Source organism: Flexithrix dorotheae DSM 6795, from assembly GCF_000379765.1.
GTDB lineage: Bacteria > Bacteroidota > Bacteroidia > Cytophagales > Flammeovirgaceae > Flexithrix > Flexithrix dorotheae.
Window position 1 is genome coordinate 326,344 of sequence record NZ_KB903443.1, and the last position, 17,862, is coordinate 344,205.

Annotated in this window: 12 protein-coding genes; 9 read left to right on the forward strand and 3 right to left on the reverse strand. The window is 37.2% G+C overall.

The annotated features are described in order from the left end of the window. The first annotated feature begins 31 nt into the window (after positions 1 to 31). Together A3EM_RS0116930 and cysS are read left to right on the forward strand one after the other, a co-directional pair. Positions 32 to 1,582 (forward strand): acyl-CoA carboxylase subunit beta, encoded by a 1,551-nt coding sequence (locus A3EM_RS0116930; RefSeq protein WP_020529421.1) that lies wholly within the window; start codon positions 32 to 34, stop codon positions 1,580 to 1,582. 384 nt (positions 1,583 to 1,966) lie between these two features. Continuing rightward, positions 1,967 to 3,460: a cysteine--tRNA ligase gene (cysS, locus tag A3EM_RS0116935; RefSeq protein ID WP_020529422.1), complete on the forward strand. Its 1,494-nt coding sequence runs from the start codon at positions 1,967 to 1,969 to the stop codon at positions 3,458 to 3,460. 200 nt (positions 3,461 to 3,660) lie between these two features. Here cysS and egtD read toward each other — a convergent pair whose 3' ends face one another. Together egtD and egtB are read right to left on the reverse strand one after the other, a co-directional pair. Continuing rightward, complete coding sequence (gene egtD / locus A3EM_RS0116940) at positions 3,661 to 4,635, reverse strand: L-histidine N(alpha)-methyltransferase (protein WP_020529423.1); 975 nt, start codon at positions 4,633 to 4,635, stop codon at positions 3,661 to 3,663. 199 nt (positions 4,636 to 4,834) lie between these two features. After that, positions 4,835 to 6,097, reverse strand: a complete 1,263-nt coding sequence (gene egtB / locus A3EM_RS0116945) for an ergothioneine biosynthesis protein EgtB (protein WP_020529424.1) — start codon at positions 6,095 to 6,097, stop codon at positions 4,835 to 4,837. 436 nt (positions 6,098 to 6,533) lie between these two features. Here egtB and A3EM_RS0116950 point away from each other — a divergent pair, with 436 nt between their 5' ends. The 7 genes from A3EM_RS0116950 to A3EM_RS0116980 all read left to right on the forward strand — a co-directional run bounded on the left by A3EM_RS0116950 (position 6,534) and on the right by A3EM_RS0116980 (position 14,237). Continuing rightward, positions 6,534 to 6,935, forward strand: coding sequence for a hypothetical protein (locus A3EM_RS0116950; protein ID WP_020529425.1), 402 nt, complete (start codon positions 6,534 to 6,536; stop codon positions 6,933 to 6,935). A gap of 440 nt (positions 6,936 to 7,375) precedes the next feature. Then, positions 7,376 to 7,891, forward strand: coding sequence for an LVIVD repeat-containing protein (locus tag A3EM_RS45910; RefSeq protein ID WP_020529426.1), 516 nt, complete (start codon positions 7,376 to 7,378; stop codon positions 7,889 to 7,891). Positions 7,892 to 7,918: 27 nt separating this feature from the next. Next, entirely contained in the window at positions 7,919 to 8,668 is a 750-nt protein-coding gene (locus tag A3EM_RS45915) for an LVIVD repeat-containing protein (protein WP_020529427.1), read from the forward strand. A 26-nt stretch (positions 8,669 to 8,694) separates the two neighbouring features. Further along, entirely contained in the window at positions 8,695 to 9,375 is a 681-nt protein-coding gene (locus A3EM_RS0116965) for a hypothetical protein (RefSeq protein ID WP_020529428.1), read from the forward strand. 154 nt (positions 9,376 to 9,529) lie between these two features. Then, complete coding sequence (locus A3EM_RS0116970) at positions 9,530 to 10,033, forward strand: hypothetical protein (protein ID WP_020529429.1); 504 nt, start codon at positions 9,530 to 9,532, stop codon at positions 10,031 to 10,033. A 107-nt stretch (positions 10,034 to 10,140) separates the two neighbouring features. Next, positions 10,141 to 10,308, forward strand: a complete 168-nt coding sequence (locus A3EM_RS48340) for a C1orf53 family protein (RefSeq protein WP_020529430.1) — start codon at positions 10,141 to 10,143, stop codon at positions 10,306 to 10,308. Positions 10,309 to 10,406: 98 nt separating this feature from the next. Then, a complete protein-coding gene (locus A3EM_RS0116980; RefSeq protein ID WP_020529431.1) occupies positions 10,407 to 14,237 on the forward strand; it encodes a two-component regulator propeller domain-containing protein in 3,831 nt (1,276 codons plus the stop codon). A gap of 190 nt (positions 14,238 to 14,427) precedes the next feature. On the opposite strand, the gene A3EM_RS0116985 is transcribed toward A3EM_RS0116980, so the two are convergent. Further along, positions 14,428 to 17,643 carry a S41 family peptidase gene (locus A3EM_RS0116985; RefSeq protein WP_020529432.1) on the reverse strand — a complete coding sequence of 1,072 codons (3,216 nt, stop codon included), beginning with the start codon at positions 17,641 to 17,643 and terminating at the stop codon, positions 14,428 to 14,430. Between the last annotated feature and the right edge of the window lie 219 nt (positions 17,644 to 17,862).

Genomic DNA, 17,862 nt, shown 5'->3' on the forward strand with positions numbered 1-17,862 from the left:
ATCACTTATTGGATTTAGAGAATATATCACCATGAATAAACAGGAAAAATCAGCATTACTAAAACAAAAAAACTTAGAAGCCGAGCAGGGCGGAGGGGAAAAACGGATTGCTTCTCAACATAAAAAAGGAAAATTAACGGCAAGGGAAAGAATTGCTTTATTAATAGATGAAGGCACTTTTGAGGAAATTGGGAAATTCGTAAAACACCGTTGTCGGGATTTTGGATTGGAGAATGAAACTTATCTCGGAGATGGTGTAATCACGGGATATGGCAATATCCATGGCCGACTAGTTTATGTTTTTTCCCAGGATTTCACAGTTTTTGGAGGATCTCTTTCCGAATCGCATGCGGAGAAGATTTGCAAAATCATGGATTTGGCCATGAAAAATGGAGCTCCGGTTATCGGACTGAATGATTCAGGCGGAGCAAGAATCCAGGAAGGAGTGGTTTCTCTTGGCGGCTATGCCGATATTTTTTATCGAAATACCCTGGCTTCAGGTGTAGTACCTCAAATATCTGCGGTAATGGGTCCATGTGCTGGTGGAGCAGTTTATTCCCCAGCCATCACCGATTTTATTATGATGGTGGAAGATACTTCCTATATGTTTGTGACTGGCCCAAATGTAGTGAAAACAGTAACACATGAAGAAGTAACCTCAGAAGAACTGGGAGGAGCAAGTACCCACAGCACCAAAAGTGGAGTAACTCAATTCTCTTGTGCCAATGAAGTAGAATGCATTAACAACATCAAAAAATTACTTAGTTTTATCCCCCAAAATTGTGAAGAGGACGCTCCGGTTTATCCATATCAATCAAGTGGGGATGAAAAAAGGGTAGTTTTAAATGATATCATTCCCGAAAATCCGAATCAGCCTTATGACATGCGGGAAGTGGTGGAAGGCATTGTAGATGATGGAGATTTCTTTGAAGTCCATAAAAACTATGCAGAAAATATTATAGTGGGATTTGCCAGAATTGGTGGTCGTAGTATAGGGATTGTAGGGAATCAGCCTGCCGTACTCGCAGGAGTTTTAGATATTAATTCCAGTAATAAAGCCGCCAGATTTGTTCGCTTTTGTGATGCTTTTAATGTGCCACTTCTGGTATTGGAAGATGTTCCGGGATTTTTACCCGGCACTGATCAGGAATGGAATGGCATTATTTCCAATGGGGCCAAGTTGCTCTATGCTTTTTGTGAAGCTACTGTTCCCAGAGTCACGGTGATTACAAGAAAAGCCTATGGCGGTGCTTATGATGTGATGAACTCCAAACATATTGGGGCAGATATGAACTTTGCCTGGCCTACTGCAGAAATTGCGGTAATGGGTGCAAAAGGTGCAGCGGAAATTATTTTCAGGAAGGAAATCGCAGCTTCCGATGATCCAGAGTCTAAATTACAGGAAAAAGTGGATGATTATACAGAAACCTTTGCCAATCCTTACCGGGCAGCCAACAGGGGTTTTATTGATGAAGTCATTGAGCCAGAAAATACCAGAACAAAGTTAATTCGGGCTTTTAAAATGCTGGAAAATAAGGTGGATAAATTGCCAAAGAAAAAGCATGGGAATATTCCCCTTTAAGAATTTATTTTAATAATTGGGAAGACAAAAAAGAAACACCACCCTTTTATCATCAGAATGCCAAACCACGCTAGAGGGGGCTAGGGAAAATTCAAATAGCACCTAGTACCTAGCTTAAGTAAACGCTTCGCTTGATACTTAAGCCTATTAAATTAAGGAAAGTTTGTAACTTTCCGCTAGACTAGCGATACAATCACCTTGTTCATCCATCCTCGTTGCAAACGAGGATGATAAATTTTGTTAGCCTGAGGGCTATGGGATTAAGGGAAGGTTTTCTTTATCCCTTTAAAATACTATATATAAGTCTCCAAGCAAAAAATATTCATTTCACCTATTTTTGCCCTGTTGTATAAAAATTAAACATGCGCTTATTAAATTTGCCAAATGCAACCACCATTCAAAATATATAATACTTTAACCCGAAAAAAAGAGGTTTTCAAACCCATCAATCCACCTTTAGTGGGTATGTATGTTTGTGGCCCTACAGTATATAATTATGTTCATCTTGGTAATGTGAGAACTTTTACCGGTTTTGACATACTCTATAGGTATTTACTTCACCTGGGCTATAAAGTCCGGTATGTGAGAAATATTACCGATGTGGGCCACCTTGTGGATGATGCTGATGACGGGGAGGATAAAATTGGGAAAAAGGCCAAACTTGATAATCTGGAACCCATGGAAGTGGTACAAAAGTACACCAACGATTTCCATGATGTGATGAACATTCTGAACAATAAAGCACCCAGTATTGAGCCTTCTGCAACCGGTCATATGATTGAACAAATCAAAATGATTGAAGATTTGCTTGAAAAAGGATTTGCCTACGAAACCAATGGCTCAGTATATTTTGATGTACGGAAATATAGTGAAAGCCATGAGTATGGTAAACTTTCAGGTAGAAATATTGATGAACTATTGTCCGGCCAGCGGGAATTGGATGGACAGGATGAAAAAAGAGAAAATATAGATTTTGCTTTGTGGAAAAAGGCAACCAAAGGTCATATTATGCGCTGGCCTTCTCCTTGGAGTGATGGTTTTCCCGGCTGGCATTTGGAATGCTCGGTAATGGGCCAAAAATATCTGGGGAAAACTTTTGATATTCATGGCGGTGGAATGGACCTGAAATTCCCTCATCACGAGTGTGAAGTTGCTCAGGGAACTGCTTGTAATGATGTTGAGCCAGTGAATTACTGGATGCATGCCAATATGCTGACAGTTAACGGACAGAAGATGAGTAAATCACTCAATAATTCTATCCTGCCAAATGAACTCTTTTCTGGGAACAACCCCTTGTTGGATCAGGCTTATAGCCCCATGACTTTGCGATTTGCCTTTATGCAAGCACATTACAGAAGCACGATGGATATTTCCAATGAAGCCCTGAAAGCTGCTTCTAAGGGTTATAGGAAAATGATTAATGGGTTAAGGCTGGTGAAAGGCTTAAGTTATTCCGAAGATAGTGCAATTGAAAAAGATGCAAAGCTGAATAAGCAAATTCTGTCGATTATCGATTCGGTTTACCGGGGAATGAATGATGATCTGAATACTGCTGTAGCCATTGCAGGATTGTTTAATCTGCTCAAAAAGATCAATGGCATTCACCTGGGGCAAATCAAAATTCCCGCTTTGGAAAAAGAAGTTTTCGATAAAATGGTGAATACTTATATAAGTTTTGTGGAAGACGTACTTGGGTTTATTGAGGAAAAACCGCAAAACCTGGAAAGTGCCATAGAAATTGTACTACAGGACTATAAAGAAGCGAAAGAAGCAAAAGATTACGATAAAGTTGACTTAATTCGTGGGCAACTGAAGGTAATGGGCATTAGTGTAAAAGACATGAAAGACCGGATTGAGTGGGCTTACGATGAGCAGTAGGCTTCTATTTTGAATTTCATTGAAAAAGGGTAGAAATAAATGATTGTTTTCTACCCTTTTTTTGAAAGCCAAATCAAGAAATTAAGCACCCGTGCTCCATACTGCGTACTCCATACCGGGTACTATTATTTCCGAGAAATAATAATCTCTCTATCAGTCTTTTATGGCAAAATAGCACACGATTAATTTTGAATTACTACTTAACTCAACTCCCAAACCGAATCCAGGAAGTATTTCCTTTCATCGTAAAACTGATGAGTCATTCCGAAGCCTGCTTTTTGGGCAATTTCCTTTAATTCTGAAACGGAATATTTTTGGGAAATTTCCGTATGGATAGCTTCGTAGGCTTCAAATTCAATTTTATCATTTAAATCCGCTATTTCTACTACCTGATCTTCAAGGCTAATCAAATAGCTTTTACAGGTTCCTGTCTGTGGATCGTACACCGGATAATGCATAAATTTGTTTAAATCGAAATTTGCTCCCAATTCCCGATTAATTCTTTCCAATAAATTCAGGTTGAACCTTTTGGTTATACCCGAGGCATCATTATAGGCATTCAGAATTATCTTTGGATCTTTTTTCAGGTCAGTTCCCAAAAACAGAAAGTCCTGTTTCCCAATTCTTAAACCGATTTCTTTTAAGAAATCTACTGCCTCCTCTTTTTTGAAATTCCCAATATTGGAACCCAGAAAGAAGATTACGTTCCTTACTGTTTCATCCCTGTCATCATCATGAAGATGATCTAATGCATGAAAGTAGTCATTCCTGATACTATGCACTTTGAGTTTAGGAAAACGGTTTTCCAGATCAGAAACCAGGTGTTTCAACACATTTTCGGAAATGTCAATGGGTACATATTCAAAGTTCGCATTTTTATTGAGAAAATGTTCGAGTAAAACTTTGGTTTTGAGTCCGTCCCCAGCACCAAATTCAATGATTCTGAATTTTTCTACATCCTTACTGAACAGGTTTAATAAATCTGCTTTATAATTGGTGAAAATATCGTATTCAGCATTGGTAAGGTAATATTCTTCCATATTCATGATTTCCTGAAAGATTTTATCACCTTTTTGATCATAAAAATATTTCGACTGCAAAAATTTTGGTTGAGCTGATAATCCTTTAAGGACATCCTTTGCAAAAGTGTTATCTATTTTTTCTTTGGTTAACATCCTGATTTTGATTTGGTTATATAGAAATAAGTTTTATATCCAACAATTCCCAATTCTTCTAAAACAAATCTTCGGATCTGAATAGTTTTCGCCAGGAACCTTCTGTAAATCCGACTTTAGAAAAGAGCCCCAGAGTCCCGAAAATTTAGCCGGAGCAAGCTTTTTTATCACATTGGGAATTACTGTTAAGCGTAATAATTTACTGATAAGCAGCCAGTCGGATTCCCGAAAATTGCCATTGTTTGTCAGTTTGGAAAAAATTCCTGTAGGAGGCCCTTATTTGAGTATATGGAGTGGCACAAGATCCTCCTTTCAAAACCATCTGATTGATCATAAACTTGCCATTGTATTCCCCAAGTGCTCCTTTATCCTGCTTATAATACGGATAGGGTAAATAGGAACTATTCGTCCATTCCCACACTTCTCCATAAAACTGAAAGTCATTTTTTGTTCTGGGAACCGGAGTATACTTTTCGCTTTCCAGCAAATTAGCATCCTGTGGTATTTCAGGAGAAAATAATTTACAGGCTGTTTCCCATTCAAATTCCGTAGGCAACCTCATTTCTTTCCATCTGGCAAATGCATCTGCCTCAAAAAAGTTCACATGGGTAACAGGTGCAGATAAATCCACTTTCTGAAACCCACCAAGTGTATAATTGTGCCAGCAGCCATCTACTTTAAACCAGTAAAGTGGAGCCTTCACTTTGTTTTCTTTCACCCACTCCCAGCCTTCCGATAGCCAGAATTGATATTTTTCATAGCCACCAGCCTCAATAAATTCCAGGTATTCCACATTGGTAATTAACCGGTCCATAATTTTATAGGCATGCAGAAAAGTTTTATGAAAACCGGTTTCATTGTCAAAATGGAAGCCATCACCCTTATAGCCGATTTCATAAAGCCCCTCCTCTATCTCCAAAAAATGTGCTCCCTCGGTATTTGGTACCAAACCCAATTCTATCTCCTGACCTTTATAAATGGGAAATAGCGGATTATTTCCCAAAATGTATTTAATGTCAGTTACCAGCAATTCCTGATGCTGCATTTCATGCTGGAGCCCAAGAATTACCCAATCATTAATTTTATCGGCAATTGCTTCATCTGATATCATTTCCTGCATTTGACTATCTACATATTTTCTGTATGCAATGATTTCGGAATATGATGGTCTGGTAAGGTTTCCCCTGTTAGTTCTAAGAATCCGTTCACCCTGCGATTCATAATAACTATTGAAAATATAATTCCAGCTTTTATTAAAGTGCTTATAGCCTTTTTTAAATCTTGAAAGGATAAAATTTTCAAAAAACCAGGTGGAATGACCCAGGTGCCATTTGGGCGGGCTCACATCAACTATGGGTTGTACCACAGTATCCTCCTCCTTTAAGGGTTGACACAAAGCCACAGTTTTGTTTCTGGTGGCACTATATGAAGCTGCCAGATGAGTAGTTTCAGTAATAATCACGGGAATGATGTTGGGATTTTAGGTTGAGTAAATAGTTTTAAGTTTAGCCATTAAACCTCAATACCCTGCTTTTGGTTCAAAGAAATTTTGTAGAGACCAGAATCCTGAAAGGGTAAAGCCACCCGCTCTTTCTCAGGAGTTTTCTTCCTCTATTTGTCTAGGAATTAATGTAAAGGAAAAAGCCAAATCATTAGAAAATAACAAAAAAGTTAATTTTTCGCATAAAACCTTACATGAAGTGTAGTAGTGATTTTCCCAATAAATATGAGACAATTCCCAATATGGGACAATCCGCAATATAACCAAAATACACAATATACTGATTTACAATCAATTAACTAACTTTACTCACTCTGGCTTGTATATTGAAACTATGAGGGAAAACGTAGTCAAACAAACAAACTATCACTCGTGTATGGAAACTTTAAATAACAAGATGAAAAATTTAACTGTAATTACATTCATCCTGGCTTTGATCTTTATCAACATTCAGGATTCAGCAGCCCAAATAGAAGATAATTTAACTGAAACTAAAAACCCAAACACTTTACTTTCGTCCGATCCAAATGAGGCTGGGGAAAATTTTGGCGCAACCATTTTCATGGAGCGATTTGACATCACAACTGAAACTATTGGAGGAGAAATTTTCTATGTAAGAAATGAAGAACCACTTTTCATTTTGAAAAGAAACACGGAGTATTCATTTGAGATTCTGGACGAAAACTCCCTGACTATTTCTTCCGCAAAAAGTGCGGTCAATATTAAGTATGAGGAAGATAACACTTTCAAAATTACTCACGAAAAAAGGAAAAACCAGAAAGTAAAAGTTTATCTGTAAATACTAACTTTTCAATCATACACAGAATTAAATTTTAACAAACATTACTTACTGACTACATCATAGAAGATAAATTAACTGAAAACTATAAAAAACGACTAACTCGACTGTAATTTACTACCTACATTTAAACGCGCTTCGTAGACCATTTTTTAGCTGGCTTCATCTGTAAACTAGATTGGATTTAAAATTTACAAGATGTTAAGCCAATTTTTTTTTCTCTTTCCTTACTTTCTCCAAAAGTAAATTTCAAATTTTCATTTTTTCAGTAGGGAATAGCATAAGTGGTTTGTATTAAATACAAATTAAGCACCAGTACTCCACACCGGGTACTATTATTTCCGAGAAATAGTAATCTTTCTATCAGTCTTTTATGGCAAAATAATACACCGTTAATTTTGAATTACTACTTAAAACCTTCAACAAACTACTGATAACCCATGAAATTTTTACCCTTTGTAATTGCCATATTTCTATTGTGGAGTTGCACCATTGAAGACCAACCGCCATTTGAAAATACCAATGATGGCAAGACTGCTTACGAACCTGTCCTGATGACTCGGACACAATTGGAAAAATCCATTAAAGTTATTGCTCCCATAGAGATTAACAGGCCGGGGAAAATTTACTTTAAAGATGGATTTATCTTTCTCAATGAAAAATATGAAGGTGTGCATATTATAGACAACAGAAACCCTAAGGAGCCAAAAAATGTAAAATTTATTAAAGTTCCGGGATGTCTGGATATGGCCATAAAAAACAACACACTTTATGTTGATAATGCTGTGGACCTAGTGGCAATTGATCTGTCAGGAGCAGATTTCTCAGAAGTAAGCCGACAAAAAAGAGTATTTCCAGAGCTCTTACCCCCGGATATGGTTGAAATGCCTCTCGCCTTTTCCCCGGAAAAAAGACCTGCTGAAACTTTTATAGTGAGCTGGAAAAAACTTGATTAGACCCAACCCCTTTTAAAAACTCATCCCATGAAAAATCTTTCCTATTTCATTCTTCTTTTATTAGCTTTTGCAGGCTGTGAATATTCTGATGGTGAAAGCTTTAACCCGGAAACCTCCACTACAGGAGTTGGAGGTTCTACTGCCAGGTTTGCCGTTTCGGGTGATGTACTCTACACTGTCGATCACAATTCCCTCATTGTTTTTGATATTTCTCAGGAGCAAAACCCCAGGATGCTTAAGCAAATCGGGCTTTCTGCAATTGTAGAAACTATTTTCCCCAAGGGAAACCTTCTTTTTATTGGTTCACAGAACGGAATGTTTATTTATGATGTAAAGAACCCTATTAATCCTATTATGTTATCCATGTATGTGCATACCGTGAGTTGTGACCCTGTAGTGGCGGATGACCGATATGCCTATGTAACCTTGCGATCTCAAACAGGATTTTGTGGAAGAGATATTAACGAATTACAAATTATTGATATCCAGAATCTATATAATCCAACCCTTCTTACTTCTTATGGAATGACTGCCCCAAAAGGACTAGGAATAAACGATACTACATTATTTGTTTGTGATGATGGATTAAAAATATTTAATGCTTCAGATGTTTTGAATTTAAAACAAACTAACCATTTTAATATAGAAGCGGATGATGTCATTCCTTTGGCCGACAGATTGCTAATTACGGGAGAAGATGGCCTTTATCAATATACTTACAAGAATGGTGAAATTAGCTTAATGAGTACCATTCCCATAGAAAGAATCTACAATTAAAATTGAATAACCATCAATAAACCACTATGAATTTCTTCTATCCACTAGTATTTTTCTGTGTCACCCTGATCATTTTTTTTACAGGAACTTCAGGACAATGTCAGGAAAATGATAGAAATTATTCCATATCATTTGTACCACAGTATTTACTTATTGAAGCCATTAGGATAGATGTTGAAAAAGAGATCAGGGAACAAAAAAACGCAGTGATGTTGGGTACATATATCTATAAAGGCACCACCGATAGATATGCAGATCAAAGAAATTTAAACAATTCTCAGGTCAATAGTTCCTACCAAAATGATGAAGTGAGTGGTTTGGGAATAGAATCTCTATACAAGTTTTTTATGGTGCCTAATCAAAATGCAAGTCCTTATTTGGCTGCTGGTCTGGGTTTCCATCATATAAAACTGAAATATTTGGACGGAGGCTGGACTCCTGTGGAGAGAGATGGTCTTGAATATCTTGAATTGGTTACCGAAAACCAGGAAGAGACCATTAACAGATTAGATATTATTGGCCTTATTGGCTACAAACAATCGTTCAAAAGTGGTTTTTTATTCGATTTTTTCATTGGGCCGGTCTTAAAAAACAGCCAGATCACAAATACTCAAAATTCTCCCAGGGTTCAGGATAACCCACTTTATCATTATGGTTTTGATGGGGTAACCTTACGTACTGGTTTTTCCCTTGGTATGAAATTTTAGTTTTTATCCTTTTATTTTGCAAATTCTACAATTTAGGCGTTGAAGTGGTTTAAACTTATTTTTTTTGCCGTTAATATCCATTTCATGAACCTCAATTTGTAGAAATGTTTACCAGCAAAATTTTCAAAAGGAAAAATTAAAAAATTCAATCATTATGAGAGGAAAAGTTTTAGGAGTTTTAATGTTTTTGTTCATCAGTTTTACTGGCTATGCCCAAAGCCCTATTGGTAAAGGAGGAAAACAAATTAACCTGGGTTTTGGTTTTTCCGGAATAGGCCTTCCAATTTATGGGGGAATGGATTTTGGCGTTCATGAAGATATCACCGTTGGATTCCTTATTGACTACAGGAATTACAATGAATCCTATCATAGCTTTAAGTACAAACACAATGTCTGGACTTTTTCGGGAAATGGGAATTATCATTTCAACACCATACTGGATATTCCAAGGGAATGGGATTTTTATGCAGGATTAACCATTGGTTTCCAATCCTGGTCATCACCAGATGGCTATTCCGGAAGTTATAATTCTGGTTTAGGACTAGGCGGACAAGTAGGTGGAAGATATTACTTTAATGAACAACTGGGAATCAATTTAGAAATAAACGGTGGAAGTGTAACGACCGGTGGAAAACTGGGTTTATCAATTCGGTTGTAAGCATTTCAAAACAATTTTTCACCAAATTTAAATCTATGTATTGATCCTATAAATTCGATACATAGATTTTTTATTTTGCTTTCATACATATTAAAATAGACCTGTCTTTGAAAAACACAAAAAACAATAATTCTGATTTAAAAGAAAACCTAGATTTTTATTTTGAAAATGGTTTTATGGTATTTACCTCACACTATTTAAAAAAAAGAGGATATTGCTGCAAGAATGGCTGTAGAAATTGTCCTTACGGGTATAAAAAGGACAATGATCGGTAGTTTTTTGCGTTCCCCTTACACTATAAAAACAGCCCTTAAATATTTTTTAATTAGCGGTTATTCAAGTGCCAAAGGGAAAAACCTGAAAACTTCCAAAAATGAAAATTTATCAACTCATTTTTTGCAAAACATTTATTGCTTTATTTTTATTATTATCATTCCACAGTCTGGCACAAAAACCTAAAGGACTTTCCCCAAAAAAAGCCATATCCCAGTACAAATTTAAATTATGGACAAGTGAAAATGGATTACCCACCAATGGAGCGCTTTCTATCATCCAGGCTAAAAATGGTTACTTGTGGATTGGGACCTTCAATGGATTAGTGAAATTTGATGGCATCAATATAAATGTGATTGACCATTCCAAAATCCCTCATTTCAAAAGTAATACTTTCACCAATTTCTATGAAGATGCTGATAGCAGTCTTTGGATTGGTTCCCAGGGAGGGATTGTAGTTTTCAAAAACAATAAATGGAAGGTGTATACAGTAGAAAACGGCCTGCCTAGCAGTAATGTTGATGCTATATTTAAAGATAAAAAGGGTACAGTTTGGGCCGGAACCGCTTCAGGGTTATGTTACCTCAAAGACTCCTCTTTCACTAATTCCGGATTACCGGAAGAACTAAAAGGGATTAATGTTTACGATATCCTTCAAGATGATCATGAAAATTTATGGCTGTCCACCAATGGAAAGGGTATTTTTTCCTATAACCTGGAAACAAAAACATTCAAAAACTATAATAGTGAAAATGGGCTTAGTGATAATTATGTAAGAACACTTACTCTTGATAAAAAGGGAAATTTGTGGATTCCAACTGGAAAAGGACTGGATTGTCTTTTGCCTGAGGGAGAAATAAAATCGTATTCTGAAAAGGATGGTTTAAATGACAATTCTGTTGCAAAAGTATTTGAAGACAGTCAGGGCGTTATCTGGATTGGAACCAGTAAAGGATTAGCCAGGCTCTACAAGGGAGAGATTTCCACCCTTGGAGAAAAAGAAGAATTAGCCGCTCATAATGTAACTGATATCCTTGAAGACAATGAAGGCAATATCTGGGTAACTACCTATAGGTCAGGGCTGTACCAGCTACACAATGGAAAGTTCACCAATTTTACAAGAGAGGAAGGACTAACAGGGAAGTTAGTTTATAGCATTGCCAAAAATGATGAGAACTCTTATTTAATTGCTACCAATAATGGCTTGAGTATTATCAATGGGAATCAGATTTCCGATTTAAAAACCAACAAACCCCTTCCCGATCAGGTTGTCAGAGATGTTTTTAAAGATAGTAAAGGGATCATTTGGGCCTCCACTACAAAAGGGCTTGCAAAGATTGAAAATGGGAACACCACTGTTTTTACTGAAAAGGACGGCCTACCCAGTGATTATATAAGATTGTGTTATGAAGATCACTATGGAAATATTTGGATTGGCACACCAAATGGCCTTGCCAAATACAGCAATGGCCGGTTTATCACTTTTACAAAAGAAGATGGCTTAAGCAATAATTTTATTTTATCAGTTTTCCAGGATTCCAAAGGAAGAATGTGGATCAGTACCCGGCAGGGTATAACAAGGCTAAGCGGTGGAAAATTTGAGCACTTTAATACAAAAGATGGTCTGGCAGGAGAAGTAAATTTCAGGTTTTTCGAAGACAAGGAAGGAGTAATATGGATAGGAGCTAATGGAGGGTTAACCCGCTATAAAGACGATACTTTTACAGTGCTCAATAAGCAGCACGGCTTATTTACTGATATCGCCTTTTCCATATTGGAAGACGATGATGGCTACTTTTGGATTACCTGCAATGATGGTATTTACAAAGTAAAAAGAGAGGAACTCAACCTGGTGGCTGAAGGGAAAATTGAAAAAGCAACCAGTATTTTATACAATAAGGATGATGGAATGAAGGTGAGTGAGTGTACAGCAAATGCCCGTCCTTTGAAAAGTAAAGATGGAAGGTTATGGTTTCCTACTTTTGATGGAATTACTGTTATTGATCCCTCAAATATCACCATCAATCCTATTCCTCCAAAGGTGGTCATTGAAGGGATAAACGTAAACGGCACAAAAATATCCGATATTCAGCATATCAATTTGTCTCCGGATAATCAAAGAATAAAAATTAACTTCACTGGTCTGAGTTATTCCAACCCTGAAAAAGTTTTCTTTAAATATAAGTTGGAAGGCTTTGAAAATAACTGGCAAATAGCCGGATCGAACAGGGAAGTGTTTTATACCAATTTACCTCCCGGGAATTTCACTTTCAAAGTAATAGCCAAAAACCATGATGGCATCTGGAATGAAAAAGGGACTAAAATAGTATTTTTTAAACCTACTCAATTTTATAAAACTACTGCCTTTTTTATCACAACCGGGCTTGTCGTTTTTACCCTGATTGTTCTAATTTTTAAATACCGGGTTCGAAATATAAGAAACCAAAATAATGAACTGGAGAAAATGGTTCAGAAACGAACCATGGAAATGGAAAAACAGCAAAAAGAAGCTATTGCACAGAAGGATAAATTGGAAGAAACTTACAGGAACTTTCAACAGTTAAGTGAAATTGGACAGTTAGTTACTTCTCACCTTAATGTGAAAGATATTGTAAATACGGTTTATGAGCAAATAGACCACATGATGAATGTGTCCATTTTTGCAGTGGCCTTATACAATGAGAAAACCAGAACCCTTGATTTTACCGGACGAGAACCGGGTTCCGATGAATTATTATTTGATTCTGATAGCATTGATCAAAAGGACATGCTTTCTGCCTATTGTTATAATCAGCAGGAAGAATTACTCATCACTGACATTAAGACTGATACCAGAGACTTTGTGGAACGGGCAAAAAATAACCGATACCAGGGCAAATGGAAATCGGCAATCTATTTACCCCTTAATTCCAAGGATATAAAACTAGGTGTAATTGCTTTGCAAAGTGAGGAACCATGCGTGTATCAGGATTACCATATTGATATTCTGCGTAACCTGGCTGTATATATTGGTATCGCCATTTCCAATGCGAATAATTACGCTAAAATTGAGGAATCGAATTCAGAAATTGCCAAACAACATGAAGTAATTTCCAATATCCATAATAAAGTTACGGCCAGTATTAATTATGCCCGAAGAATTCAGGAAGCGGCACTCCCCTCTTTAGAAAAAATGCGAACCGGGTTAAAAGATGTGTTTGTGTTATATAAGCCTAAAGATATTGTAAGCGGAGACTTTTACTGGTATTCTGAAGTAAAAGGAGATGATGGGAATAGCAAAATAGTGGTTGTTGCCGCTGATTGTACCGGGCATGGCGTGCCGGGTGCCATCATGTCAATTGCAGGGGAAAACTTTTTGAATCAGGTGGTGAACATCAGAGGAATTACTTCTCCAGATCTTATTCTTCAGGAACTTGACAAAAGTGTAAGAACAGCTTTCAGACAGGATACCTCTAATAATAAGGACGGGATGGATATTGCCTTGTGTGTGATTGACAAAAAGAAAAAGGAAATAGAATTTGCTGGTGCATATAATCCTTTGATTTTCATCGAAAATAATGAATTGAATATCATAAAAGGCAACAAAGTTTCAATTGGTGGACAGGCTGAAGGGGAAAAAGTATTTAAAAAGAATAAAGTAAAAATTGGAGAAACTGTAATGACAACAGAAGGAGAAACCACTGAAGTTTCGGAAGAGACCAAACCTTCTACTCCCATGACCTGCTATATTTTCTCAGATGGCTTTCCCGATCAATTTAGTCCAATCCATAAGCGGAAATTTTTATTAAAAAGATTTAAGGAAAAATTACTGGAAATTCATCATCGACCATTAGAGGAGCAAAAGTTAATTCTTGATTCCACTCTTGAAGACTGGAAAGGAGATGAAAAGCAAATTGACGATATTCTGGTAGTTGGATTTAGAATATTTTAAGCACCCGTGCTCCACACCGGGTGCTCCACACCGGGAACTATTATTTCCGAGAAACAATAATCTCTCTATCAGACTTTTATGGCAAAATAATACACAGTTAATTTTGAATTACCACTAAAACCTAAAAGTATCAAGATCATTCTGATAAAAAGGCTGTCTCACCCATAAATCATGAGACAGCCTTTTTAGGTTATTCCCCAATTTCCTTTAACAACTCCTCCACTGCTCTTTGTAATTGATTATCCTGATTTTTCGCTTTGGCATCAGGCTGATTTTCTAAAATAATATCAGGGTAAGCCGGAGTGTTTTCCATGTTTTTCCCAGATTCCAACACATACCAGCCTCTGTAAGGCAGCCTTACGAACGAACCATCCAACAAGCCTCTTCCTCCAGTAGAAATCACTGCCCCAAAAGTTGGTTTTCCCACTAGTTTTCCAAGGTCAAGGCTTTTGTAAGCATGGGAAAATATTTCAGCATTTGAATAACTATTTTCATTACAAAGGGCAATAGAAGGTTTTGTCCATGAAGCTAAAGGCAAACGTTCTCCAAAGGGGTAATAACTTTTAAATTTTTGATTTTCCTCTTCAAGATTTTCCGCTGCTCCCCTGGGAACAGTGTAGGCATGCTGTTTCACATTTAAAACAGACATCAAATAGTCTGTGGTCCAGCCTCCTCCATTGTAGCGCACATCAATCACAATCCCCTTTTTTCCTAATCCACTGGCAGTAAGTTCACGCTCAAATTCTTCAAAACTGGTCCAGTTCATTCCTCTAATATGAATATAGCCTAGTTGCCCTCCTGAATATTTTTCTGTTAGCTTCTTTCTCTCTTTCACCCATTCTTCATATAATAAAGTAGTGATATAGGAAGATGGTCTGATCACTACTTCACGGTTTTCACCCTGAGAATTTTGAACTTCTAATAAGACCTTTTCTCCACTTTTGTTTATTAATTTTTCAAATAGGTTGATACTGGCTGAGACGGGTTCATCATCCACTTTTAGAATAATATCTCCTTCATTTAATTTACTCAGCTCTCTGTCAGAAGCAGCATTTGGAATCACTCTTTTTACCCTGATTCCATTTTCCAAAGGTTCTGGTTCTATACCCAGATAGGCAATTCTTTCATTTTGAGTTTTGGCTCTGTCTGAACCGTAAAGTCCCATATGGCTTGCATTTAACTCCCCCAGCATAAAATTGAACATATCCTGGAAATCCCGCTCTGTGGAAGCATTAATGGCCCTGCTTTTATATTTTTCCTTTAAGGCTGCCCAATCTTGCCCATGGTAATTTGGATCATAAAATCCATCTCTTAAGGTTCGCCAGGCTTCTTCAAATATCTGATTTCTTTCAGCCGGATAGTTAATTTCCATTTTTGCAGCATAAGGTAATTTTTCCACCTTTCCTTTTTCAGGATCAATTTTTACCAATGATCCTTCCGATTTTATGGCAAATAAATTTTTTCCTTTTTTATCGAAAGAAATACCATATGGATTTTGCCCGCCTTTTGTCACAGGTTTTACTTCACTCCCATCCCATTTAGCCATATATAAATCCATATCAGCCTTGTAACTTTGCCTTCCGGAGCGGTTGGTCACAAAATAAAATGTTTCCCCGTCCTTTGAAACCGTTAAATCAGACTCATTTCCGGGAAGAGCTGTAACCTGGGTTATCCTTTCATGGATATCCTCAAAATCAATTTTTATTTCCGGAGATTCTTCTTCTTCTTCATCTTTCTGATCACTTTCTGTTTCCTCATCTTCCAGTTCTTCCCAATCGTACTTAGTTTTTTCCCAATCTTCTTTTTTCAGCCAGACAAACCAAACATCGGCATCTCCATTATTTCTGGTGGAAAGAAATCCTAATTTAGAACCATCTTCACTCCAAACAGCTCCATAATCACTCTTGGGATGAAGGCTTACATTAACAGGAGCTTTACTATTATCCGCAGGATGCAGGTAAATCTCTTCATTAAAGTTCAAATCTTCCAAAGCATAAGCCAGCCACTTACTATCAGGGCTCCAACTAATATCAACCGGAGTAGCCCAGCCATCCAATAAACTGGTTTCGTTGGCCAGGGTACCTTCAGAAGAAATTTCAGCTGCAACTAATACCCCTCTCCCTCTTCTGAAAACTACTTTTTTCCCATCCGGAGAAATGATTGGATTAAATTCATCTTCGGAAGTATTGGTGATTTTAAAAACACTTTTCCTCAAACTCTTAAATAGATTTTGTTCCTCTTTATCCCCGGATTTCACACCATACAAATCAAACTGCCCTCCCCTGTCGGAGGTAAAAATTAATAAGGAATCATTCACCCAGGCAATTCCCATCTCTCTACCGGGGTTGTTGGTTAACCTGACCGTTCTGCTTTTTTCAGTATCATTTTCAGTTAAAAAGACTTCCCCCCGTGCTACGAAAGCCAAATATTTACTATTTGGGGAAATAGCAAATTCAGAGGCCTCTCTCGAAAAGTTTTTATATTCTACAGGATCGAAGCGAAAATCCGGGGAAAGCTCAATATTTAATTTTTGTGGTTCTTCTCCGATTTTCAAATAATATAATGAAGTTCCCTGCTCCAATACCAGGCTTTTACCATCTGCACTTACATCAAAACTTCTAATTCCTTCATCCGAAAACTGAGTGATTTGTTCAGCATTTCCTTCAGGTTGGCCTTCCCTGTTAATTTTTTGTGAATGGATATTGTACCGGCCAGATTTGGCACTTAAAAAATAAAGTGTCTGATCATCGCCCCAATCTGCCTGAATATCCTGACCTTCAAAATCGGTGATCTGATTGTAGGTATCCTTTTCCTTATCATAAATCCAGACATCTCTATTGGCAGGCCCCTGATAAGTCTCTCTGGTGACCCGGCAGGAACCTCTAATAAAGGCCACAAACCTCCCGTTTGGAGAGGTGACAGGTGAAAAACCCAGCGCATCCATTGCTCTGGACGGAGTGCCTCCACTCACAGGAACCGTATTAAATTCAAAAGTCCGTTCTACCTGTACAAACGATCTTCTCGTATGGAAAAATAAGGTTTCATTGCCAATCCAGGAAGAAAGCACATCGTGCGTAGAATGAAAGGTAAGTCTTTGGGGCTGACTTCCTGCTGCTTCTATCACAAAAATATCATCATTGCCAAACCGGTCACTGCTAAAGGCAATTTTTTGATCATTTGGACTCCATTTTGGTTTCCATTCATAAGCCTGATGAATAGTTAATCGTCTTGGAATTAATTCCCCGTTTAAAGATACGGTCCATATATCTCCCTGAAAAGAAAAGGCCACCTTCGAACCATCGGAATTTAGGCTTGGATAACGAAGCAAAGGAGGACTCTCCTGCGCAATAGAAAATCCAATTACCCACAAATAGGTAATTGAAATGAAGAGTAGTTTTTTAATCATTGTTGTTTGATTTAAGTAATTGTATTTTAATAATAATTATATTCAGGAACCTATTTATTCCTTTGAATGTAAGAAGCTAACCAGAAACAACCGCAATAAGTTTTTCCATCCAAATAGATATGCAACTAGCTGATATTCAAACAATTTCATTTTGAATAATTTAAAGCTGGCATTTCATAAAAAAGTCTATATTACTTGGATGAGTAATGGAAGTCCTGC

Excerpts from the sequence above, each read along its gene's own strand:
- A3EM_RS0116980 (WP_020529431.1), top strand. The coding sequence starts at position 10,407 with ATGAAAATTTATCAACTCATTTTTTGCAAAACATTTATTGCTTTATTT.
- A3EM_RS0116950 (WP_020529425.1), top strand. The coding sequence starts at position 6,534 with ATGAAAAATTTAACTGTAATTACATTCATCCTGGCTTTGATCTTTATC.
- A3EM_RS0116930 (WP_020529421.1), top strand. The coding sequence starts at position 32 with ATGAATAAACAGGAAAAATCAGCATTACTAAAACAAAAAAACTTAGAA.
- A3EM_RS45915 (WP_020529427.1), top strand. The coding sequence starts at position 7,919 with ATGAAAAATCTTTCCTATTTCATTCTTCTTTTATTAGCTTTTGCAGGC.
- egtD (WP_020529423.1), bottom strand. The coding sequence starts at position 4,635 with ATGTTAACCAAAGAAAAAATAGATAACACTTTTGCAAAGGATGTCCTT.
- cysS (WP_020529422.1), top strand. The coding sequence starts at position 1,967 with ATGCAACCACCATTCAAAATATATAATACTTTAACCCGAAAAAAAGAG.
- A3EM_RS0116970 (WP_020529429.1), top strand. The coding sequence starts at position 9,530 with ATGAGAGGAAAAGTTTTAGGAGTTTTAATGTTTTTGTTCATCAGTTTT.
- A3EM_RS45910 (WP_020529426.1), top strand. The coding sequence starts at position 7,376 with ATGAAATTTTTACCCTTTGTAATTGCCATATTTCTATTGTGGAGTTGC.
- A3EM_RS0116965 (WP_020529428.1), top strand. The coding sequence starts at position 8,695 with ATGAATTTCTTCTATCCACTAGTATTTTTCTGTGTCACCCTGATCATT.
- A3EM_RS0116985 (WP_020529432.1), bottom strand. The coding sequence starts at position 17,643 with ATGATTAAAAAACTACTCTTCATTTCAATTACCTATTTGTGGGTAATT.